Raw genomic sequence first — 22326 nt, 5'->3', positions numbered from 1 at the left:
ACCCCGGTTACTGCAGTCGCCCGGTCAGGGTGTCTGTCGCGAGGGGCCATTCGCGTGCAGGCATGCTCCCACAATACGCCTCTCTGACGGTTTGCATGAGGCATGCCGGTTTGTGGAGCCATGGGCACAAAAAAAAGGCCAACAGGAAGTCGGCCAAGGGGAAGTTTTGCGAACCCGCCACCGGGGAAGTGGCGCGTTGAGGAGGTGCCGGGAGGGGGATCCCGGCCACAGGAAAAGCATAGGCTGCAGCGATTCAAGCCTGAAGTTGAATTGTTCTATGCACGCCATTGCCCTCGCCTATCCCGAGCCGGATTTCGGTTGCCACGGCCGCAGAACCTCAAAGTTGTCCGATTTGGCGCTTTACAGTCTCTCCGCCCGCTCGGCATGATGCAGAATCATTCAGCCCTGTTCGGCTCCCGGTGCAGAGACAAGAGGAACACCATGTCCAGCGATACCCACGAGGTGCCCTATTCCCACCACGAGGAATGGCTTAACGGCCTGACTCATGGCATTGGCGCTGTTCTCAGCATCGTCGGCACTGTGGTCCTGATCGTGGCCGCCAGCCTGCAGGGCGACCCCTGGAAAATTGTCGGCTTCAGCATCTTCGGTGCCAGCCTGATCCTTCTCTACAGTGCCAGCACCCTGTATCACAGCAGCCGCAGCCCGAAACTCCGTGCCGCCTTCAAGATGCTGGATCATTGCGCCATCTACGGCCTGATTGCCGGCACCTATACCCCCTTCCTGCTGGTGAACCTGCGCGGCCAGACCGGCTGGATCCTGTTCGCTGTCATCTGGGCCCTGGCGGTTACCGGCATTGCCCTGAAAGCACTTTACGGACACCGCTTCAAGCTGCTGCGGGTGGGCATTTACCTGGCCATGGGCTGGCTGATCCTGTTCGCCTCCGGAGAGCTGACCACCAAGCTCAACGACGCCGGTTTCTGGCTGGTACTGGCTGGCGGCATTACCTATACCGTGGGCGTGATCTTCTATCTCGCCGACAAGATCATCCCCTTCAACCATGCCATCTGGCACCTTTTCGTGGTCGGTGGCAGCGTCTGCCACTTCCTGGCCATGTATTACGGGGTACTGCCGTATATGGCGCCGGTGGTGTGAATTCAGCGCCTTTCTGCATCGGTAAAACACTCGCTATACCCCGCCGTAGGAGCGGTCGTTCGACCGCGATCCGAGCCTAAGCGAGGTGGTCGTTTCGGGTTACGAGTAACGAAAGGCAAAACCCTAAGGCTCGCCTCCAGCCAGCAGGCTTGTGATTTTCGAAACTCGCTTCTCGTAACTCGAAACTTTATTACCTCGCCAAGGCTCGGATCGCGAGCAGGCTCGCTCCTACAGCAGCCCGGGAACAGCTCCTCTGCTGCCTGCGGCCTCGCCCGCATTCTGTCGCATGAGCGCCCCCCCCTTGCCAAATCCTGCACAACAATATACATTATTAAATTATGAATAATGTAGCTGCAAACTCATCCCTGTTACCCGATGCGGAAAGCCTCCGTGCCAACGCCAGTGACGCCAGCCAGATGCTCAAGGCATTGTCCCATCCGGATCGCCTGATGCTGCTGTGCCAAATGGCTGATGGCAGCGAGCGCAGTGTCAGCGAACTGGAAATACTGGCTGATCTGCACCAGCCCTCGCTTTCCCAACAGATCGGCGTACTGCGCCGGGAAGGCCTGATTGAGGGACGCCGGGACGGCAAGCACATGTTTTACCGGGTGGCCGACCCTCGGGCGCTGGCCATTCTGCACACCCTTTACGAGCAATTCTGCGGAGCGTCCTGATGACCATCGACTGGAATGCCTTTACCCCCTGGGCCTCACTGGCCGGAGGCGCCCTCATCGGCCTGGCCGCCCTGTGGCTGTTGCACACCAATGGCCGCATTGCCGGCATCAGTGGCATTGTTGGCGGACTGCTGCGCCCGGCCCCGCTGGACCGCGGCTGGCGCATCGCCTTTATCCTCGGCATGCTCATCGCCCCCACCGCGTGGGCACTGATGGGCACCCTGCCACCGATGATCATTGATGCAGACATCCCGCTATTGATTGTGGCCGGTCTGGTGGTCGGGATCAGCACCCGCTATGGGGCCGGCTGCACCAGCGGCCATGGCGTATGCGGTATGTCCCGTCTGTCACCCCGCTCACTGGTAGCCACCGCCGCCTTCATGGGCAGCGGCTTCGTCACTGTCTTCGTGGTTCGCCATCTTCTCGGAGGTGTGTAATGCATCGCAGTCATATCACGGCATTTGTGGCCGGACTGATCTTCGGCCTTGGCCTGCTGTTGGCGGGCATGGCCAATCCGGCCAAGGTACTTGCCTTTCTCGACATCGCAGGTAACTGGGATCCATCCCTGGCCCTGGTGATGGGCGGCGCCATTCCGGTATCGGCCATCGGGTTTTATCTGACTCGCCACCGCACCGCCCCCCTGTTCAGCGCCAGCTTTCAGGTGCCCACCAACCGCAAGCTGGACAAGCGCCTGGTGCTGGGGGCGTTGGGATTTGGAGTCGGCTGGGGGCTGGCCGGCTTCTGCCCGGGCCCGGCACTGGTAGCACTGGGCACCGGCAGCCTGAAGGCCGTGGTGTTCGTGGCCGCCATGCTCTGCGGCATGGTGATCTTTGAAATGCTGGAAAAGCGCAAGAGCGCGTAAAGACAGCTACAAGGCGCGGGCAAGGCATGAAGGTTCTGAAACGCTTTGCCCGCGCACAGGCAACTGAGTCATCGGAGGAACTGTAGGCGTTCCTCTTGAGGGACGAACCGCACGGAGCGCGGAATCAATCGAAGAGCGACCGACCCTGAGCGGCGAAGCGGCCAAGACCGTTTAGCCATCTTATAGCGTCAGGTTCGTCTTCGTCCCCTGGAAGGAAACTCCTACAGCCTGATCACAGGGCGGAGCAAGCGTCGGGCATCAGGCGTTCAGCAGTTTTTCAATATCCTTGCGAATCGCTTCAGGCTTGTCGGTGGGGGCATAGCGCTTCATCACCTTGCCGTCCTTGTTCACCAGAAACTTGGTGAAGTTCCACTTGATACCCTTGCTGCCCAACACGCCTGGGGCTTCCTTCTTGAGGAAGTTATACAGTGGGTGGGCGCCATCACCGTTCACATCAATCTTGTCGAACATGGTGAAGCTGACGCCATAATTTTTCTGGCAGAACGCACCGATCTCATCGGCGGCACCGGGTTCCTGTTTGCCGAACTGATTGCAGGGGAAACCGAGAATTTCCAGCCCCTTGTCCTTGAGATCATCGTAGAGCCCTTCCAGGCCCTCGAATTGTGGGGTAAAGCCACACTTGCTGGCCGTGTTCACAATCAGCATGACCTTGCCCTTGAACTCCGCCAGGCTCTTCTCATCACCGCTCAGGGTGGTGGCAGAAAAATCGTAAATCCCCATTATCACTCCATGTCCTTAGTGGTGGCCCGCAGGCCACGATTACTCTGAATTATGCTGACAGCGCGGCTATAACAGCCTGTGCCACCGCCGCACTGGATTGCGGATTCTGGCCGGTCACCAGTTTTCCATCACTGACTGTATGCGCCACAAACTTGTCCGCCAGATCAAGCGTCGCGCCCAGCTCTTCCAAGCGGTTTGCCAGCAGGAAGGGCATCACCTCGTCGAGGCCCACTTCGCGCTCTTCATCATTGGTGAAACACGCCACGGTGCGGTTCTGTACCAGCGGAGTGCCGTCTTCATTGCGCAACCCGACCAGCGCCGCCGGCCCGTGACAGACCGCGGCCAGCAGACCGCCACGATTCCAGGTGCGCTCCATGACCGCAGCCACAAGAGGATTATCCGGCATGTCGAACATGGCACCATGGCCACCCGGGACAAAGACACCGGCAAAAGCGTCTTCCCAGACGGTTTCCAGTACCCTGGTGTCCTGTAATGCCGCAATGGCTTCGACCCAGGCCTCTTTCTGATCGTCGTCGGGAATGGAATTGGGATCCACCGGAATCTTGCCACCCCGGGGGCTGGCAACTACCAGCGGAATGCCCTGCTCACGAAAAGCCAGGTACGGCACAGCAAACTCTTCCAGCCAGAGGCCGGTCTGCTGACCCTGCCCCATTTGCGAGGCACTGGTCACAAGCATTAACAACGGATTGTCCAGTTTCATTCTCTCCTCCCGAAACGTCATAGAATTCAACGGGGATGCAGCCTGTTCATCACAGCACAAGCCATGGCAACATGCTGTGAACCAACCGTGGGTACTTGCAGCGGCAATATCAACCCTGGACCGGATTTCATGGACTGGCAACAGCTATTGAGCAAGACCCGCCTTGGCGGGCGCGATGCAAAAGACGAAAGCGGGCGCACCGCCTTTCTGCGTGATCATGACAAGATCATTTTTTCCGGCGCCTTTCGACGCCTGGCCCGCAAGACCCAGGTCCACCCGCTGGCCACCAACGACCACGTCCACAATCGTCTGACTCACTCGCTGGAAGTCTCCTGCGTGGGGCGCACCCTGGGCATTCGTGCCGGTGAGCGCCTGCAGTCAAAACACCTGCTGCCGGAATCCGTCAGCGCCACCGACTTTGGCGACATTGTCCAATCTGCCTGTCTGGCCCATGACATCGGCAACCCGCCGTTCGGCCATACTGGCGAGCGCGCCATTCGTGCCTGGTTTCAGGAACGGGGGCAACGCTTCCTGGATCTGCTCCCTGAACACCAGCAAAGCGACCTGACTTTTTTTGAAGGGAATGCCCAGGGGTTTCGCATTCTCACCAAGAGCGAATACCACCAATACGATGATGGCATGCGCCTCACCTACGCCACCCTGGCCACCTTCCTGAAATACCCCTGGCTATCCGCGGATGCGGGCTTGGCCAGTAGCAAGCCTGGCAAATACAGCGCCTTCGTGTCAGAAGCGGCAGCCTTCCGTGAAGTCGCCAACGCCACCGGCCTGCTGGAACAAGCGGCCGGGCGCTTCAGTCGCCATCCGCTGGCCTACCTGATGGAGGCCGCCGACGACTTCTGCTACGCCATTATTGATCTGGAAGACGGCCTGGAAATGGACCTGCTGCACTGGGATGAAGTCTATGCCCTGCTGCAACCGGCGTTACCTGACACCAGGGAAGTGAGCGAACTGATTCATTCCGACCTGCGCGACGGGCGCAAGGCCGCACTGCTACGCGGCAAGATTATCGAGCGATTTATCGAGGCCGGCGTGGAAGCCTTTGTGGCCAACCACGAACGCTTGCTGCAAGGGCGCATGGAAGGGGATCTCATCAGCCACTGCGAACCGGCGGTGCGCGATGTGGTAGAAAATGCCAAGCAGCTGGCGCGCTCAAAAGTGTTTGAGCATCCGAGAAAAATCGAACTGGAAATTGGCGCCTTTGAAGTCATGGGCGCCCTGCTGGATGGGCTCATCGAAGCGGCAGTTTCCCACGCCTGCAACAGCGCAAAAAATTACCGTCACGAACGCATCATCGACCTGATCGGCCGGCACAGTTTTCCGGAAGATCTCGAACAACTGCCGGAGCAGGAAAGAATTTATCAATGCATCATGCGGGCACTGGATTTTCTCGCCGGGATGACTGACAACTACGCGACGTATCTGGCCAAACAGTTTTCGGGAATGGCGGAAACGCGGTACTGAAAATAGCCCGACATGGCCTGCCGGGCGTGGGGTACCCGGCAGGATTTCAGCATCAAAGCTGGTGAAGCACCCTGCCAAACAACCCGGCAAAAATGTCCGGCTGCTCCATCTGCGGGAAGTGCCAGGTGCCCGGCTGAAGCCACTCGGTGACATGCCCCTCACAACGCGCCCTGGCCACATCGCCGATCAGGTCACCGTTGATGGCATGCACGGGGCAGGTGATTTCACTGAATGCGGCCTCCGGGGACCAGCGCAGCAGGTCGGACCATAACGGCAACATGGCTTCGGCGGGCGCTGACGCCATATCCCGGGCCAATGCTGCTTTCTGATCCGCCGGCAAATCCGGGCCAGCGTTATTGGCTACCAGGCTGTCGATGGCCGCAGGGAAATCGTCATAGAAGGCACTTTCCACCCCCCTGGCGCCGTCCTCGTCCAGATCCCCATAGGGAATCACGAAGGTATCCACCAGCACCACACCCTTCACAGACTTGCGGCGAGCCAGCTCCAGCGCCACGGCACCGCCCATGGAATGCCCTGCCAGGATGGGGTTGTCGATATCCTTGAGAGCGTCAGCCAGACAATCCGCCAGGGCAACAACCGTCCAGGCCGGCACCGTCACGTCCCGGGCCTCACCATGGCCGGGCAGGTCCACGGCCAGCAAGGTATAGCCTGCGGGCGGATTGGCCAGCAACCATTGCCAGTGCTTACGCTGGCATGTCCAGCCATGAATCAAGACAACAACCTGCTCACCCTGCCCCGCCCGGGTCACCGGCAAGGCCTGACCATCCGCCAACCGCCATTGCAACGCCCCCATGCACCTACCCCTTCGTTTTTTTGGTTATCTTTGCTGTCACCGCCAAAAATGCCACTTGCTTCAAATACACCCAACAATTGGGTACCTTAAGAGTCACTCAGGGGAACAACAAGACCAACATGACATCTTCTGCGCTTAAGGGATTGCAGGGGAAGGCGCACGAGTCATTGCTGGATACGCTCTATGACGCGCCGTGCAATCCGGATGCCTGGCCCAGGTTTCTTGATCAGCTGATCGAGGCGACCGGTTCCCGTTCGGCCAGAATGCTGGTCATGGATCGCGCCGCCGAGTCTGTGCAATCCAGCATCAAACGTAATATCGACGACGCCGATCATCAGGCCTACGTGTCCCATTTTGTGAATACCTGCCCCTGGCGACCGGAACTCAAGCTCAAGGCACCCGGTCAGCTGTATTCCTCCTATCTGGATTTTACCTGCGGACAAAAGCAGTTTTACCAGACCGAATTCTTCAATGACTGGGCCGCTCAGCAAGACATCCACCACGGCGTCTGCGGCACCGTCTGGCAGGACGAGCAACAAACGGTTCAGCTACTGATTCAACGCACCCAGGGGCAAGGCCATTACCAGCGCGATGAAACCGATCGCATCAATGAGCTGGTGATGCATGTGCGACGCGCCCTGCGGTTACAGACTCAGGTCAGCGCTCTGGATCAAACCCGCATGGCGCTGGAACAAACGCTGGAAATTCAGGCCCAGCCCTTCGCGCTGGCAGACCGCAACGGCAAGATCATCCACCTTTCCGCCGAGGCTGCCGATCTGCTGCAGGAGCTGCCCCAGGTCTGCATCAGCAACCATCTGCTCAGTTTTCAGGACCCACGCCAGCACTCGGAGCTTCTGCGCCTGCTCAACGAAGTGACTCGCCCTGACGGCGATAGCCGTTTCGGACCGGGCGGTGTCATTACGCTGATGCTATCCGCAAATCAGGGGGTTCGTTGCCTGGTCAGCCCGCTGCGAGGCAATCCGCTTTCGCAGCAGTACAGCGGTACCCGCCAGCCTTTGGCGATCCTTTACTTTCAGGACCCTCGCACCGAGGTCTACATTGATCTCGATTGCCTGATCCAGCTTTACGGTCTATCCGAGGCGGAATCCCGGGTGGCCGCCGGCATCAGCCGGGGCATGGGCCCGCAGCAAGTGGCGGAGGCCTACAAGCTTTCCGTTCATACCGTGCGCACCCAACTGAAAAATGTCTTCTTAAAGACCGGCACCACTCGCCAGAGCGAACTGGCCAAGGAAGTGCTTACTTCTCCGGCTGTCCGTCACTGGCGTCGCTCGCCGTTGCAGCTGTCGCGCTCCGCATAACCTGTTCTGCCAGCGCCACAAACTGATCGAACTGGTAGTAGAAACGCCAGCGATCCTTGCTCAACGACGACAGCGGATACCACCCGATAGCCGACACTTCGGTGCGCCCGGAGCGGGGCACCGGCACGGGTTCGCTGGTATCCACCGGCTGCTGCAGATGACAGCGGTAGAGATGAAAGCCGTTGCTCATCACTGCCAGCCGCCCACCCACCGTCACCGGCAGGCCGGTCTCTTCAGCGGTTTCGCGCCAGGCCGTGCACTGTGCCAGCTCACCTTCTTCCAGCGTCCCACCCGGCACTCCCAGCTTGCCGCCCCAGCGATGCGTGAGCAGTAACACCCGACCATCTTCAACGATCAGGCATCCTGCATTGGCCCGGCGGTCATCCTCCTCCCCTGGCACACGGGGGCAGTCTGCCATGGCCGCAAACGCGGACAACAGAAGCAGTGTAGCGATGAGGAGGCGGCGAAGGTTCATGATCGTAGCCTGCCAGATAATCATGACGGTGGTGGGACGAATGAATAATGAATAGTTAAGAATTAATAACACACGAGCAAGGTTGGTGGTTTTGCTTGCAGTGATGTCCGCGCCTCGCAGCTTGTACGCGGCGCTTAGACTAAAAAAGACACAAACACCCAACCGCGCAGCTATTCATTATTAACTATTCATTCTTAATTGATTAGCGGCAGCCGGTGTTCCAGGGTGGCCGAGATCACATCGTCCGGGACGATGATTTCCGTGGCCAGCGGCAGATGATCCGACAGCTTGCAGTCTTCCAGCACGCGGGTGTGCTGACTGGTCAGCCCTGGCGAAAGCAGGATATGGTCGATATGACGATCCGGCGCCCAGCTGGGGTAGGTATTGAGGTTCTCTGCCATCACTGTACCCAGCCCCAGTTCGGACAGGGGTGAGGCATCCAGATGCTCCAGCCGGCAATTGAAATCCCCCATCATCACTACGTACTTGTACTCACGCAGCAGACGATAGAGATAGGCCAGTTGGGTATTGCGGATCTTCTCACCCAACGCCAGGTGAGCCACCACCACCACCAGGGGCTGAATCGGGTGCCCGTACTTGATCACGATCGCGCCACGGCCAGGCAGCCCCGGCAGGCGATGATCCGTCACTTCATAGGGCTGCAGACGGCTGAGAAAACCATTACTGAACTGGCCCAGGCGACCCAGGTTGCGGTTCAGCTGCTGGTGCCAGAAGGCAAAATCACCCAGCGAGGCCAGCCGCACCAGCTGGTTCATGTTCCGTGAACGCAGGCTGCCGCCATCCACTTCCTGCAGGCCCACCACATCGAAGTGGCTGATCACTTCGGCGATCTGCTCGATGTTTTCCACACTGCGGGGATGGGCAACCAGATGCTTCCAGCTGCCGGTAATATAGTCGCCAAATTTCTGCGAACCGATCCCCGCCTGGATATTGAAACTGACCAGTTTGAGGGTGTTGTCAGGCAACACCACTTCACGGGTCTGGCGGGTTTTTCTTACTCCTTCGCGAGCAAAGGAAAAGCCCGCGGGGCGGGCCTTCCAGTCACGGTAAGCTGTACGGGCCTTGTCCAGCAGCATCGCTTAGCCGTCAGTCTTTTCCTTGTTGGCCAGGTATTCGATCACCTGGAACAGCTCGTCATTGTTCTTCAGGTTCTGGCGCAGCACCAGGTACTTGCCGTTCACCACGAAGTTGGGCACGCCCGGAATCTTGTAATCACGGCTCAGGGCATCCGCCTGACGGATCTTGGTGGACACACCAAAGGAACTGTACAACTTGCTGAACTGCTCCGGCTCCACCCCGTACTTACGGAAGAAATTGGCCAGGGCTGGCTCGCTGAACAGCGGCTCACGATGCTTGTGAATGGCGTCAAACAGCGGCGCGTGGATCTCGTCCACCTTGCCCAGCGCTTCTTCTACATAGTAGGCACGGGCCATGGGTTCGGCATTACGCAGGAACAGTACCGGCGTACGCACATAATTGATGAATTCCGGCTTTTCCTTCAGCCAGTTATCCACCGCTGGCTCCAGGGAGTAGCAGTGCGGACAGCCGTAAGAAAAGAATTCGCGGACTTCCACCTTGCTCGGATCATCCACCGTGCCCTGCACATCCAGGATCTTGTAGTGGGTATCCAGCGCAAAGCGGGAATGTTGTTCTTCAGCGCAGGCCGTCGTGGCCAGCCCCAGGGTCAGCAGCAAGGCCGTCACAATGCGAAGCATGGAATCCTCTCCTTTCTTGTTAGTGTCCGGTAGTGTGACCACCGGCAAGTGATTTTTCTCCCGATCCGGGGGAGTATCTTTTCATGATAACAATAAAAAAGGCAGCCCGAAGGCTGCCTTTTCTACAAACCGAAACCAAACAGACTTATTTGGACAACCCGGAAATAAAGCTGGCAACAGCCTTGATCTGGGTATCGCTCATTTCTGCAGCGATAGTCTGCATCATGCCTGGATCATCAACAGAGCCGTCATTGGTACGCTTGATGATGTTGTCACCCAGGTCATTCCGGCCAGCGGCACGGAAAGCCTTTAGCTGGTCTTCGGTGTACTGGGCATTCTGACCAGCCAGATGCGGGTACTTGGCCGCATCGATACCCTGACCGGCAGGACCGTGACAGGCTGCGCAGGCCGGGATGTTGTTGGCCATGTCGCCACCGCGGTACAGACGCTCACCCTGCTCAACCAGGTCCGCATTGGCCTGACCGGCTTCTACAGATTGCTTGGCGTAGTAGGCAGCGATGTCCTGCATGTCCTGCTCGCTCAGGTTGGCCACCTGACCAGCCATGATGGCGTTGTTACGGGCGCCGGACTTGAAGTCCTGCAGCTGCTTGACCAGATATTCTTCACCCTGACCCGCCAGCTTGGGGTAGGTGGGGATGGAGGCATTACCGCCCTGACCGTGACAGGCGGCACAGGGAGCAGCCTTGGCTTCACCGGCTTCAGCGTCACCGGCAGCCAGAGCAGGGGTGGCGACGGTGGCAACCGCCATCAGCACGAACAGTTTTACAAACTTCATGGCCTATCCTTTACGTACAGCGTCTTATTTGCTTTTGGACATGTACTCGATCAGAGCACGGTATTCGTCGTCGCTACAGTCGTTGCACATGCCTTTTGGCGGCATGGCATTAAACCCTTCCTTTACATGCTTCACCATGGTGTCCATGCCTTTATCCATGCGAGGCTTCCAGGCGGCTTCATCATGGGATTTTGGCGCACCGGCGGCACCGGTGGAATGACAGAAAGTACAACTTGCGTTGTAACGTTCCTCAACCGTTGCTGCGTGGGCGGCAGAGCCCATCACCAAAGCCAATGCAATACCTGCAACCATACCCTTCATAAACGCTACCTCTGCTAAGCTGGCGTAACCGCTGGCGAAGTGGTTTGCCTTTCCGGGCAAACCCTTGTAGAACGTCCGCGGTCCCCCAGTGGGACCGGCGGGCGGGATTATATACCAGACTAACCCACGCCGTCATATTCCATGTGAATGGTAAGGATAAACTACAGAGGCCCACCATGGCACAGCACCCCGTGGAAACCCTGCTGCACCACGCGCAATTCCTGCAAAGCGCCCAGCGGCTGGATCAGTGTCCCCCGGACGAGGGCCGTGAAGTGGCCTTTGCCGGCCGCTCCAACGCCGGGAAATCCAGCGCCATCAACCGGCTTACCAGCCAGCGCACCCTGGCCCGTACCTCCAAGACCCCCGGCCGCACCCAGCTGCTCAATTTTTTCCAGCTGGACGAAGAGCGTCGTCTGGTGGATCTGCCCGGCTATGGCTACGCCAAGGTCGCAAAGAGCAAGCGCAACGAGTGGCAACAGCACCTGGATCACTACCTGGCCGAGCGTCAGGCCCTGATCGGCCTGGTACTGATGATGGACATCCGCCATCCACTCAAGGAATTCGACCAGCTGATGCTGGAATGGTCCGCCCAGGCCAACATGCCCATCCATATTCTGATGACCAAGGCCGACAAGCTGAAGTTCGGTGCCGCCAAGAGCACCCTGCTCAAGGTCCAGAGCCAGTTAAGGAATCACCCCGCCCCCCTCAGCCTGCAACTGTTCTCCGCCACCAATGGCACCGGCTGCGAAGAAGCCTGGAACAAACTGGGCGAATGGCTGGACGTGGAGGGCTTCGGGGCAGAGACGCCTGATGCGTGACGCAAAAAGGCCCGCCCGGTAACCGGGCGGGCCTTTTTGCGTCGACAACACACTCCTCTACAAAGCTGCTGTAGGAGTTCCCTTCCAGGGGACGAACCGTGCGAAACACGGAAACGACCACTGAGCCTGCCCCGGGGTTGATCCAGGAGGGCCCAGGTATTCGCAGATCGTGAGTCGGGGCCCATGAATACCAAAATGCTCCCTTCGGTCGCCTCGCTGCGCGAGGTTCGTCCCCTGGAAGGGAACTCCTGCAGCGGGTTCAGTCAGGTTTGGGTTTTAGCATCTGGCGTCGAGCATAAAATCCAGGCAAAAAAAATCCCTGGCAGCAACCTTGGGGGAAGGGAACGACTGTGCTGCCAGGGAGGCTTGCCGCCCCGGCTCTTTGGGGGAAGAGGACCGGGGCTATATAACGACGGACCGGTGAGGGTACTGGGGGATCGGGGGTTCCGGCCCGTCGCTGTAAGTAAGATGCCTTCTTTCACTGAAAGTTCCATCCCCCCCAAAGTATTTTTTTACGTTTTTTTGCCGTCCTGCCGATCCACGTCACAAAACTGGCGAGAAATGGCACTCATGCTCCCTGTTCGAGCAGGGCAACAATCTGCCTTACCCACCCAAAGGGTCTAGCTTGTTGATTCGACAACGGTTAGTTCGAGCAGGAAGAAGTGGCACAAGGCTTGCTTAAATATTATTCAGATGCAGATTTCCACACGCATCAACGCTAGCCTTTTGCTCGCTGACCCGGTCGGCGGGCAAAAAAAATCCCTGGCAGCAATCTTGGGGGAAGGGAACGACTGTGCTGCCAGGGAGGCTTGCCGCCCTAATCTCGGGGGAAGAGATCAGGGAGTCCAAATAAGCTACGAACCGGCTGAGGGTACTGGGGGATCGGGGGGGTGCCAATCCGTAGCTACTTACTGTGACCGCACCGATTTTTGATAAGTTCCAACCTCTCGTACATTTTACAATTTTCTTCGCAACCCGCTTCAGGCCGCACGCAACAACGTGCTCCAGGCCTTGCCCAGCACCACCTTCCACGTCGCGATTTCGATGATCAAAAGACGGTTTTACCACCGCGATCACGGAGTCCACTGAGGAAATCCATTCAGGCCTGACCAAGAAAACGCTGCAGGAGTTCCTCTCGAGGGACGAATCGCGCGAAGCGCGACCCGAAGGGGCGCGCAGCAAATACATTTTCTTTGAGGAATGCCTACGGGCCAGTTTGTCCCTATCGCGGCGGGAATCTGCCTGCAGACGATTGTGCGACTGGAAGCCTTATCGCGTGCAGGCACGCTCCCACAACACTCCGCGTGATGCGAGCCGCCTCACTGCTTCCACGGCTCCCCGCGGGTTTCCTTCATCCGCTTGAGATCCCGGTGCATGGCCGCCTTGGCGAGCATGTGGGCAGACACCGGTGCGGTGATAAACAGGAACAGGGTGATCAACACCTCATGCAGTTGCAGGGCATGCTCCTGCCAGGAGAAGTAAACCAGCGAGCCCAGAATGGTCCCGCCTACTCCCAGGGTGGTGGCCTTGGTGGGGCCATGCAGACGGGTATAGAAATCCGGTAGTCGCGCCAGGCCGATAGAACCCACCAGGGCAAACACACCACCAATGATCACAAAAATCGACACCGCCCATTCAATCAGAGAATCCATAATCGCTCCGCGCCTGACGCCTTATCCCCGACGCCAGACGAAACCGCGTCCAGCGTCAGGCCTCCAGCATTCGGCTTATTCAATAATATCCCCGCGGGTGACGTACTTGGCCACCGCCACGGTGCTGACAAACCCGATCAGGGCAATCAGCATGGCTGCTTCAAAATACATCTTGCTGCTTTGCTGAATGCCATACAGCACGATAAGGGCAATACTGTTGATGTACATGGTGTCCAGCGCCAGCACCCGGTCCGGCAGACTGGGGCCGAAAATCAGCCGGCCCAGATTCAACACCCAGGCCAGCACAAACAGGCCCATGGCAATCGATAAGGCAGTGCTCAGCATTCGAAGATCTCCTTCAACGGGCGCTCGTAACGCTGCTTGATCTCGGCCACCAGGGCCGCCGGATCTTCCACATCCAGACCATGAATAAGCAGGGTCTTGCGATCCTGACTCACATCTGCCGACACCGTACCGGGGGTCAGGGAAATCGTGCTCGCCAGCAGGGCGATGGCAAAATCGTCATCCAGCTCCAGCGGGAACTCCACAAACCCCGGCCGCAGAGACTTGAGCGGCCCCAGCACCTTGATGGCCACCGATACATTGGCCACCACAATGTCGTACAACACCACCACCACAAAACCCAACATGCGCGGCAAGTTGCGAACCCGTGGCACATTGGGCCAGAACGGTTTGGTGGTCAGCGGCAACACTACCGCCAACACCGCCCCTAGCAAGGCATGCCCGGCGCTAAAACCGTTCAGCAGCAACCACGCCAGCCACAGTATCAGGCTCAGGCTGGGAAACGGCAGCACATGATTCCAGAAACGACTCATTGCGCATCCTCCCCCAGCACAGCGTCCATATAGGCCGTCGGCATTTTCAGCTGATCCGCCACCGCATCCGCCCACTGCAGGCCCGATTCACCCCACACCGCCATGGCCGGGCTGAGGACAAGCAACCACAGCACCGCCAGCAGCCGTCGACGGGAAGGCCGCAAGCCGGCACTTTCACCGGTGGTGCGCCAAAACAGGGTGGACCCGGCACGGCTCATGGCGATCAGGCCACACAGACCGGCAAACAGCAGCAACGCCCAGTAGAGCGGCTCGGGCACGGCCTGCAATAGCGCCACCTTGCCGACGAAACCGGACAGCGGCGGCAAGCCGACCACCGCAATGGCCGCCACAAAGAACAACAGGGACAACCGGCCGCCGCCCAGAATGGCCGGCCCCGCAACCAGTTCGTCACCCACCTCGCCACGGCCGCGGGCAATCAGGCCGGCCAGCAAGAACAAGGCGCCACAGATCAGGGTGGAATGCACCAGATAGTACAACGCCGGGGCCAGTGCAGTGCCGTAGCCCGCAGAGAACGCTGCCACCAGCGTGCCCACCGACATCACCACCAGGTAGGCCACCGCGGTGCCCAGTCGCCTGGCCCCCAGCACCCCGACACAGGCCAGCAACAGGGTAACCAGCCCCATCCACCACAGCGCCTGTTGGCCGATGGGCGGAATCGGCGCAATAAGCAGCGACATCATCCGCACCATGGCGTAGATCCCCACCTTGGTCATGATGGCAAACAGGGCCGCCACGGCCGGGGTGGCACTGGCATAGGTGGCCGGCAACCAGAAATACAACGGGAACAGGGCCGCCTTGAGCCCGAACACCACCCACAGCAACAACAGCGCCACCGTAAACAGGGTGGTATCACCCACTGGCAAGACCTGGGCCTTGGTGGCCACATCCGCCATGTTCAGGGTGCCAGTGGTGCCATAGATCAGCCCCAGGGCGATCAGGAACAGGCCTGACCCCACCAGGTTCAGCACCACATAATGCAACCCGGCTTTCACCCGCTCGGGGCCGCGACCGTGCAATGCCAGCCCATAGGAAGCGATCAGCAACACTTCGAAGAACACGAACAGGTTGAACAGGTCACCGGTCAGAAACGCCCCGTTGATGCCCATCAACTGAAACTGGAACAACCCGTGGAAGTTGGCGCCCTTGCGGTCATCACCGCAGCTGGCATACAACAACGCCGGGAAGGCCAGCACGGCAGTGAGCAGCACCATCAGGGCACTGAACCGGTCCAGCACCAGCACGATGCCGAACGGCGCCTCCCAGTTACCCAGCTTGTACACCGTATAGGTACCATCCCAGGCCTGCCCCACCAGCACGACCGCCACCGCCAGCAAGGCCGCACAGGACAGCAAACCTGTCAGCCGTCGCAACCGGTGCCGCTCACGCACTTCCAGCAACAACAGCAGCCCGGCCAGCGCCGGCAACAGGATGGGTGCAATTATCCAGTGACTCATTGCGCCCCTCCCTGATTTTCACCGTCCTTGCCGTCCACATGATCCGTGTAGTGCTCGCCCTGACTGCGCAGGGCCAGCACCACCAGAAACGCGGTCATGGCAAAACCGATCACGATGGCGGTGAGCACCAGCGCCTGGGGCAACGGGTCGGTGGGGTTGTCACTCATGCCCACCACCGCCACTTCGTTGATTTTCAACCCGCCCATGGAGAACAGGAACACGTTCACCCCGTAGCTGAGCAGGGTCAGGCCCAGTACCACCGGGAAGGTCCGCGCCCGCAGGCACAGGTAGACCCCGGTGGACACCAGCACACCAATAATGATTGCGACCAGCAGTTCCATCAGGCCTCCTCCCTCTTGTCATCCAGCAGCGACAGCTTGCCCAGGTTGGCCAGCATCAACAGCGTCGCGCCCACCACCGTGAGGAACACCCCGATATCGAACAGCATGGCGGTGGCCAGCTCGAACTTGCCCACCACCGGCCAGTACACATAGGTAAAGCTGCTGGTCAGGAAGGGGTGGTCAAACGCCCAGCTACCCACCCCGGTGAGCCCGGCCAGCAAGACACCCAGCGCCACCACCGGGTGATAGTCCCCCGGCATGCGGCTGTGCACCCACGCCACCCCGGACGCCACATATTGCAGCACCAGCGCCACCGAGGTGATCAGGCCCGCCACGAAACCACCACCAGGCAGGTTGTGTCCTCGCAGGAAGATGTACACCGCAATCAGCAGCGCCAGCGGCAACAGGGGACGCGAAATGGTCACCAGCACCAACGGATGCGCATCCTTTGCCCAGGGCCGGCCCAGGGAATCGTACTTGGCGGAACGCAGCTCCAGGTCCTTGAGCAAGGCATAAATGCCCATGGCCGCCACGCCCAGCACGACGATTTCACCAAAGGTATCGAAGCCACGGAAATCCACCAGGATCACATTCACCACATTGGTCCCGCCGCCGCCAGGCTTGCTGTTGTCCATAAAGAACTGGCTGATGGTGTTGGTCTCACCGGTCATCACCAGGAAAGCCATCACGGCCACGCCCACACCACAGATCAGCGCCAGCGCAATATCACGAATCACCCGGATCGAGGAGGATTCCGCCTTGGTGCGCACCGGCAGGAAATACATGGCCAGCATCAGCAACAGTATGGTCACCACTTCTACCGAGAGCTGGGTCAGAGCCAGATCCGGCGCCGAGAAGCGCACGAACAACAGCGACACCATCAGTCCCACCACGCTTAACGACATGATGGAAGTCATCCGGTGACGGTGCAGCAGCGTGGTCAGCAGGGCTGCCGCCACCAGCATGAAGGTACAGAGAATCGCCACCCCGTCCATGGGCAATGTGTACTGGCTCAGGTCCATTGCAGGCAGGCGCACCAGCTGGGTCAGCAGAATCACGGCCACCAGGGCAATCAGCCAGGCCACATAGCTTTGCAGTGAGCCATTCTGGAAACGCCGGCTAATCGCGGCGGCAACACGGTTGAGCTGCTGCACCCGCCCTTCAAAGACCAGCTTGGCATCCAGTTGCGGCACCCTGGCCCACAAATCGAACAGCCGACGGCGCTGGGTATAGACCAGCACCCCGCCCGCGGTGGCAATAAAGCTCATCAGCAGCGGCAGATTGAAACCGTGCCACACAGCCAGATGGTAGTCCGGCAGGGTGCCACCCAGGGTCGCCTTGGCGGCCACCGCCAGCAGGGCGGCCACAGTGATCGCCGGGAACACGCCCACCGCCACACATAGCGCCACCAGAATCTCCACCGGCACCTTCATGTAACGCGGCGGCTCATGGGGCGGATACTTGGGCAGATTCACCGGCTCGCCATTGAAGAACACGTCGTGGATAAAGCGTGCCGAATAGGCCACCGAGAACATCCCGCCCAGGGTCGCCCCCACCGGCAGTATCCAGCTCAGCACCCCCAATTGATGGGAGTCCAGGGTCTCGGCAAAGAACATTTCCTTGGACAGGAAGCCATTCAGTAGCGGCACCCCGGCCATGGCCAGGGAGGCCACCATGGCCAGCACCGCCGTATAAGGCATGTACTTCCACAAACCATTAATGCGCCGCATGTCGCGGGTACCGGTCTCGTGATCGATGATGCCGGCGGCCATGAACAGGCTCGCCTTGAAGGTGGCGTGGTTGATGATATGGAATACCGCCGCCACCGCCGCCATTTCGCTGTTCAGGCCGAACAACAGGGTAATCAGGCCCAGATGGCTGATGGTGGAATAGGCCAGCAACCCTTTCAGGTCATGCTGGAACAGGGCCACAAACGCCCCCCACAGCAAGGTCATCATGCCGGCCAGGGACACCAGCATGAACCACAGGTCGGTGCCGGCCAGGGCCGGGTAGAGCCGCGCCAGCAGGAACACCCCCGCCTTCACCATGGTGGCCGAATGCAGGTAGGCACTCACCGGCGTAGGCGCCGCCATGGCATGGGGTAGCCAGAAGTGGAACGGGAACTGGGCGCTCTTGGTGAACACCCCCAGCAGCACCAGACAGAGAATCACTGGATACCAGCTGCTGGCGCGGATCACATCGCCGCTTTCCAGCACCGTCTGCAGATTGAAGGAGCCCACCACATTGCCCATCAGCAACACGCCGGCGAGCAGCGCCAGGCCACCCATACCGGTCACGGTCATGGCCATGCGTGCGCCCTTGCGCGCCCCGGTCTGGTGGCCCCAGAAGCCGATCAGCAGGAAGGAACTAAGACTGGTGAGCTCCCAGAACACCACCAGCAACAACAGGTTGTCACTGGTGACCACCCCGAGCATGGCGCCCATGAACAGCAGCAGATAGGCATAGAAACGCCCGGCCTTCTCCTTGGCGGAGAGGTAATAGCGGGCGTAGAGAATCACCAGCAGGCCAATGCCCAGCACCAGGATCGCAAACAGCAATGCCAGCCCGTCCAGACGGAAGGCCAGCGACAGATCCAGCGAGGGAATCCAGCGCAACGTGCTGTGCAGGGTTTCCCCGGCAAACACCTGCATGGCAGGGCTGAACAGCAGCGCCAGCGCCGTGGCCGGCATCAACGCCACCGCACACGCCATCAGGGTGCGGTTGGCCGACACCCTCTCCACCAGCGGAGGCAGGCACGCCCCCAGAAACGGGAGCATCACCACAAAGGCAAGGTTCATAGATCAATCCGTTGTCATGAATACCGCTTCCCGTAAGCGGATTCGTCGTTTTCACAGGCGGCAACCCGCCCGATAGCTTGAACAGACTAGGCTAGAAAGACAATGACAACGGCGGCGGATCAGGAAAATACGGACGACGCCCCCGGCGCGGGCACTGGGACAGAATGATGCGGCAGGGCTGGACCAAAGAAGCGGTCATGGCATCCGTATTGATAGAAAGGAGCACTGAGTATGCCTAAGGACAGCTACAAGCTTCAAGCTGCAAGCTACAACGCGAAGTAAGGCATACCTTCGCTGACAGGGTCGTGCCCGCGATCCTGGGCTGGGCGCGAGAACCTTCGTTCAGCAAGCTGCCCCTCCCTCAAGGGCCCTGCCTTTACACCAGATGATTGTTTTGTGGGAGATTCAACTTGCTGAATGAAGACCGCCAAAGAATCACGGGCACGGCATTCCCGTTTAACTGATGCCTAACCCGCGTTGTAGCTTGCAGCTTGAAGCTTGTAGCTCCCCGCCTGCCGAACCCGCCCAATTCCGCTACACTCTCTCCACTCACTCATCAGCAGAAGCCGAGCACCATGTCCGCAGCCGAAAAACCCATCATCCTCGTCGATGGCTCCTCCTACCTGTACCGCGCCTTTCACGCCCTGCCGCCGCTCACCACCTCCAGCGGCCAACCCACCGGGGCGGTGCGCGGGGTCGCCGCCATGCTGCGCAAACTGATGAAGGACTACGACCCGGAATACATGGCGGTGATTTTCGACGCCAAGGGCAAGACCTTCCGCGACGAACTGTTCGAAGAATACAAATCCAACCGCCCGCCCATGCCCGACGACCTGCGCGAGCAGGTGCAGCCCCTGCATGACCTGATCCGCGCCATGGGCCTGCCGCTGATCATCGAAGAAGGCGTGGAAGCGGACGACGTGATCGGCACCTTTGCGCGCATCTTCGGCGAACAGGGCAAACCGGTGCTGATCTCCACCGGCGACAAGGACATGGCCCAGCTGGTCACCGACCAGGTCACCCTGATCAACACCATGAACGACGCCCTCTACGACATCGACGGCGTGGTGAAGAAGTTCGGCGTGGGCCCGGAGCTGATCATCGATTTCCTCGCCCTCATGGGCGACAAGGTGGACAACATCCCCGGCGTCCCCGGCGTGGGCGAGAAGACCGCCCTGGGCCTGATCCAGGGCCTGGGCTCTCTGGAGAATATCTACGCCAATCTCGACAAGGTGGCCGAGCTCAGCTTCCGGGGCGCCAAGACCCTGGGCAAGAAACTGGAAGAACACAAGGAACAGGCGTTCCTCTCCTACAAGCTCGCCACCATCAAGCTGGACTGCGAACTCAGCGAAGACCTGGACGACCTGAAACTGCAAACCCCGGACGCGGAAAAACTGGCCGAATATTACCGCAGCCTGGAATTCAAGGGCTGGCTCAAGGAGCTGCTGGGCGGCAAGGACCCGGTGGCCGAAGACGCGGGCAAAGACGTGGAAATGGACGCGGATGACGATGCGCCCCCGGCCCCCACCTTCGGCCGCGACGCCTACGACATCGTCTACACCCAGGCGCAGCTGGACAAGTGGATCGACAAACTGAAAAGCGCCGGCGAGTTTTCCTTCGACACCGAAACCACCAGCCTCAACTACATGAACGCCGAACTGGTGGGCTTCTGTGTGGCCGTGGACGACAAGGCCGCCTACATCCCCTTCGGTCACAACTACCCCGGCGCCCCGGACCAGCTCGACAAGCAGCTCGTCATGGACGCCTTCAAGCCGCTGCTGGAAGACGACAACCTCAAGAAAATTGGCCAGAACCTGAAGTACGACATGAGCGTGCTGGCCGAAGATGTGGGCATCACCCTGCGCGGCGTGGCCTACGACACCATGCTGGAGTCCTACGTACTGGATTCCGTGGCCACCCGCCACGACATGGATTCCCTGGCGCTCAAGTACCTGGGCCGCAAGACCATCAGCTTTGAAGAGATCGCCGGCAAGGGCGCCAAGCAGCTCACCTTCAACCAGGTGGGCCTGCACGAAGCCAGCCGCTATGCCGCCGAAGATGCCGACGTGACCCTGCGCCTGCACCAGACCCTGTGGCCCAAACTGGAAAAGGAAGGCCGCCTGCCCGAAGTGTTCCGCGACATCGAACTGCCCCTGGTCAACGTACTCAGCCGCATCGAACGCAACGGCACCTACGTGGACGCCACCCTGCTCAAGCACCAGAGCCAGTTCCTGGCCAAGCGCATGGCGGAACTGCAGGAAAAAGCCTTCGAGATCGCCGGGCAGGAATTCAACCTGGCCAGCCCCAAACAGCTGGGCGAAATCCTCTACGAGAAACTGGAAATTCCGGTCATCAAGAAGACCCCCAAGGGCGCGCCCTCAACGGCGGAACCGGTACTGCAGGAACTGGCCCTGGAATACCCCCTGCCCCAGGTGATCATGGATTACCGCGGCGTGGCCAAACTGAAGAACACCTACACCGACAAGCTGCCGGAGCTGATCAACCCGCGCACCGGCCGCGTGCACACCTCCTACCACCAGGCGGTGGCCGCCACCGGGCGTCTGTCTTCCAGCGATCCCAACCTGCAGAACATCCCGGTGCGCAGCGAGGAAGGCCGCAAGATCCGCCAGGCCTTCCTCGCCCCCGAAGGCAGAAAGATCGTCGCCTGTGATTACTCCCAGATCGAACTGCGCATCATGGCGCACCTAAGCGGCGACAAGGGCCTCACCGACGCCTTCGAAAAAGGCCTGGATATTCACCGCGCCACCGCCGCGGAAGTGTGGGGCAAAAGCCTGGACGAGGTCAGCGACAACGACCGCCGCAACGCCAAGGCCATCAACTTCGGCCTGATCTACGGCATGAGCGCCTTTGGCCTGGCCAAACAGCTGGGCCTGCCGCGCAAGGAAGCCCAGGACTACATCGACCTGTACTTCGAACGCTACCCGGGCGTAAAACGCTACATGGAAGAAACCCGCGCCCAGGCCTCGGAACAAGGCTACGTGGAAACCCTGTTCGGCCGCCGCCTCTACCTGCCGGAAATCCGCAGCAGCAACGGCCAACGCCGCCAGGCCGCCGAACGCACCGCCATCAACGCCCCCATGCAGGGCACCGCCGCCGACATCATCAAAATGGCCATGATCCAGGTACACGACTGGCTGGACACCACCGACTTCGACGCCAAGATGATCATGCAGGTGCACGATGAACTGGTGTTTGAAGTGGCCGAGGATCAGGTGGAGGATCTGGTCAAGGAAGTGAAGGTTCGCATGGAATCAGCGGCGGCATTGAAGGTGCCGTTGATTGTGGATGCGGGGATTGGGGAGAATTGGGACGAGGCGCATTAATGCTGCCC

At 59.8% G+C, this 22326-nt stretch carries 22 protein-coding genes; 8 read left to right on the top strand and 14 right to left on the bottom strand.

The genetic code is table 11. The features are described from left to right. The first annotated feature begins 441 nt into the window (after positions 1–441). The 4 genes from GQF00_RS10280 (at position 442) to GQF00_RS10265 (ending at position 2649) form a co-directional block, all read left to right on the top strand. A complete protein-coding gene (locus GQF00_RS10280; protein ID WP_161319054.1) occupies positions 442–1113 on the top strand; it encodes a hemolysin III family protein in 672 nt (223 codons plus the stop codon). A 338-nt stretch (positions 1114–1451) separates the two neighbouring features. Then, complete coding sequence (locus tag GQF00_RS10275) at positions 1452–1787, top strand: metalloregulator ArsR/SmtB family transcription factor (RefSeq protein WP_161319053.1); 336 nt, start codon at positions 1452–1454, stop codon at positions 1785–1787. Beyond that, entirely contained in the window at positions 1787–2224 is a 438-nt protein-coding gene (locus GQF00_RS10270; protein WP_161319052.1) for a YeeE/YedE family protein, read from the top strand. The genes GQF00_RS10275 and GQF00_RS10270 overlap by 1 nt, the downstream gene beginning before the upstream one ends. Continuing rightward, positions 2224–2649 (top strand): DUF6691 family protein, encoded by a 426-nt coding sequence (locus tag GQF00_RS10265; protein WP_161319051.1) that lies wholly within the window; start codon positions 2224–2226, stop codon positions 2647–2649. Before GQF00_RS10270 ends, GQF00_RS10265 begins: the two co-directional genes overlap by 1 nt. 258 nt (positions 2650–2907) lie before the next feature. On the opposite strand, the gene GQF00_RS10260 is transcribed toward GQF00_RS10265, so the two are convergent. Continuing rightward, positions 2908–3390, bottom strand: a complete 483-nt coding sequence (locus tag GQF00_RS10260; RefSeq protein WP_161319050.1) for a glutathione peroxidase — start codon at positions 3388–3390, stop codon at positions 2908–2910. A 49-nt stretch (positions 3391–3439) separates the two neighbouring features. Continuing rightward, complete coding sequence (locus tag GQF00_RS10255; protein WP_161319049.1) at positions 3440–4111, bottom strand: type 1 glutamine amidotransferase domain-containing protein; 672 nt, start codon at positions 4109–4111, stop codon at positions 3440–3442. A 129-nt stretch (positions 4112–4240) separates the two neighbouring features. Here GQF00_RS10255 and GQF00_RS10250 point away from each other — a divergent pair, with 129 nt between their 5' ends. Next, positions 4241–5593, top strand: coding sequence for a deoxyguanosinetriphosphate triphosphohydrolase (locus GQF00_RS10250; RefSeq protein WP_161319048.1), 1353 nt, complete (start codon positions 4241–4243; stop codon positions 5591–5593). A 52-nt stretch (positions 5594–5645) separates the two neighbouring features. Here the strand turns inward: GQF00_RS10250 and GQF00_RS10245 are convergent, their stop codons facing one another. Beyond that, entirely contained in the window at positions 5646–6407 is a 762-nt protein-coding gene (locus GQF00_RS10245) for an alpha/beta fold hydrolase (protein WP_161319047.1), read from the bottom strand. A gap of 119 nt (positions 6408–6526) precedes the next feature. On the opposite strand from GQF00_RS10245, the gene GQF00_RS10240 reads away from it, so the two are divergent. Beyond that, positions 6527–7726, top strand: a complete 1200-nt coding sequence (locus GQF00_RS10240) for a helix-turn-helix transcriptional regulator (RefSeq protein WP_161319046.1) — start codon at positions 6527–6529, stop codon at positions 7724–7726. Here the strand turns inward: GQF00_RS10240 and GQF00_RS10235 are convergent. The 5 genes from GQF00_RS10235 to GQF00_RS10215 form a co-directional block, all read right to left on the bottom strand. Continuing rightward, positions 7665–8201, bottom strand: coding sequence for an NUDIX hydrolase (locus tag GQF00_RS10235; protein ID WP_161319045.1), 537 nt, complete (start codon positions 8199–8201; stop codon positions 7665–7667). The two genes, GQF00_RS10240 and GQF00_RS10235, sit on opposite strands and share 62 nt — an antisense overlap. Before the next feature lie 194 nt (positions 8202–8395). Continuing rightward, the gene (locus GQF00_RS10230; protein WP_161319044.1) at positions 8396–9298 is read right to left on the bottom strand and encodes an endonuclease/exonuclease/phosphatase family protein; all 903 of its coding nucleotides are present in this window, start codon (positions 9296–9298) and stop codon (positions 8396–8398) included. Positions 9299–9301: 3 nt separating this feature from the next. Beyond that, positions 9302–9937 carry a thiol:disulfide interchange protein DsbA/DsbL gene (locus GQF00_RS10225; RefSeq protein ID WP_161319043.1) on the bottom strand — a complete coding sequence of 212 codons (636 nt, stop codon included), beginning with the start codon at positions 9935–9937 and terminating at the stop codon, positions 9302–9304. A 145-nt stretch (positions 9938–10082) separates the two neighbouring features. Beyond that, complete coding sequence (locus GQF00_RS10220) at positions 10083–10733, bottom strand: cytochrome c4 (protein WP_161319042.1); 651 nt, start codon at positions 10731–10733, stop codon at positions 10083–10085. A 24-nt stretch (positions 10734–10757) separates the two neighbouring features. Further along, a complete protein-coding gene (locus GQF00_RS10215; RefSeq protein WP_161319041.1) occupies positions 10758–11054 on the bottom strand; it encodes a cytochrome c5 family protein in 297 nt (98 codons plus the stop codon). Positions 11055–11230: 176 nt separating this feature from the next. On the opposite strand from GQF00_RS10215, the gene yihA reads away from it, so the two are divergent. Next, on the top strand, positions 11231–11872 hold the full coding sequence (yihA, locus tag GQF00_RS10210) for a ribosome biogenesis GTP-binding protein YihA/YsxC (protein WP_161319040.1): 642 nt from the start codon (positions 11231–11233) through the stop codon (positions 11870–11872). A gap of 1319 nt (positions 11873–13191) precedes the next feature. Here yihA and GQF00_RS10205 read toward each other — a convergent pair. From GQF00_RS10205 to GQF00_RS10180, 6 genes are all read right to left on the bottom strand, one after another. Beyond that, the gene (locus tag GQF00_RS10205) at positions 13192–13524 is read right to left on the bottom strand and encodes a Na+/H+ antiporter subunit G (RefSeq protein ID WP_161319039.1); all 333 of its coding nucleotides are present in this window, start codon (positions 13522–13524) and stop codon (positions 13192–13194) included. Between the two features lie 75 nt (positions 13525–13599). Continuing rightward, entirely contained in the window at positions 13600–13869 is a 270-nt protein-coding gene (locus GQF00_RS10200; RefSeq protein WP_161319038.1) for a K+/H+ antiporter subunit F, read from the bottom strand. Then, on the bottom strand, positions 13863–14360 hold the full coding sequence (locus GQF00_RS10195) for a Na+/H+ antiporter subunit E (protein WP_161319037.1): 498 nt from the start codon (positions 14358–14360) through the stop codon (positions 13863–13865). Before GQF00_RS10195 ends, GQF00_RS10200 begins: the two co-directional genes overlap by 7 nt. After that, positions 14357–15835, bottom strand: a complete 1479-nt coding sequence (locus GQF00_RS10190) for a monovalent cation/H+ antiporter subunit D (RefSeq protein WP_161319036.1) — start codon at positions 15833–15835, stop codon at positions 14357–14359. The genes GQF00_RS10195 and GQF00_RS10190 overlap by 4 nt, the downstream gene beginning before the upstream one ends. Continuing rightward, positions 15832–16176 (bottom strand): Na+/H+ antiporter subunit C, encoded by a 345-nt coding sequence (locus GQF00_RS10185; protein WP_161319035.1) that lies wholly within the window; start codon positions 16174–16176, stop codon positions 15832–15834. The genes GQF00_RS10190 and GQF00_RS10185 overlap by 4 nt, the downstream gene beginning before the upstream one ends. After that, the gene (locus GQF00_RS10180; protein WP_161319034.1) at positions 16176–18974 is read right to left on the bottom strand and encodes a monovalent cation/H+ antiporter subunit A; all 2799 of its coding nucleotides are present in this window, start codon (positions 18972–18974) and stop codon (positions 16176–16178) included. Before GQF00_RS10180 ends, GQF00_RS10185 begins: the two co-directional genes overlap by 1 nt. A 575-nt stretch (positions 18975–19549) precedes the next feature. Between GQF00_RS10180 and polA the strand changes: the two genes are divergently transcribed. Further along, positions 19550–22318, top strand: a complete 2769-nt coding sequence (polA, locus tag GQF00_RS10175; protein WP_161319033.1) for a DNA polymerase I — start codon at positions 19550–19552, stop codon at positions 22316–22318. Positions 22319–22326: the final 8 nt, after the last annotated feature.

Source organism: Alcanivorax sp. DP30 (genome assembly GCF_009882945.1).
Taxonomy (GTDB): domain Bacteria; phylum Pseudomonadota; class Gammaproteobacteria; order Pseudomonadales; family Alcanivoracaceae; genus Alcanivorax.
Note: the sequence above shows the minus strand (reverse complement) of the source record. Positions and strands in the feature narration are given on the sequence as shown.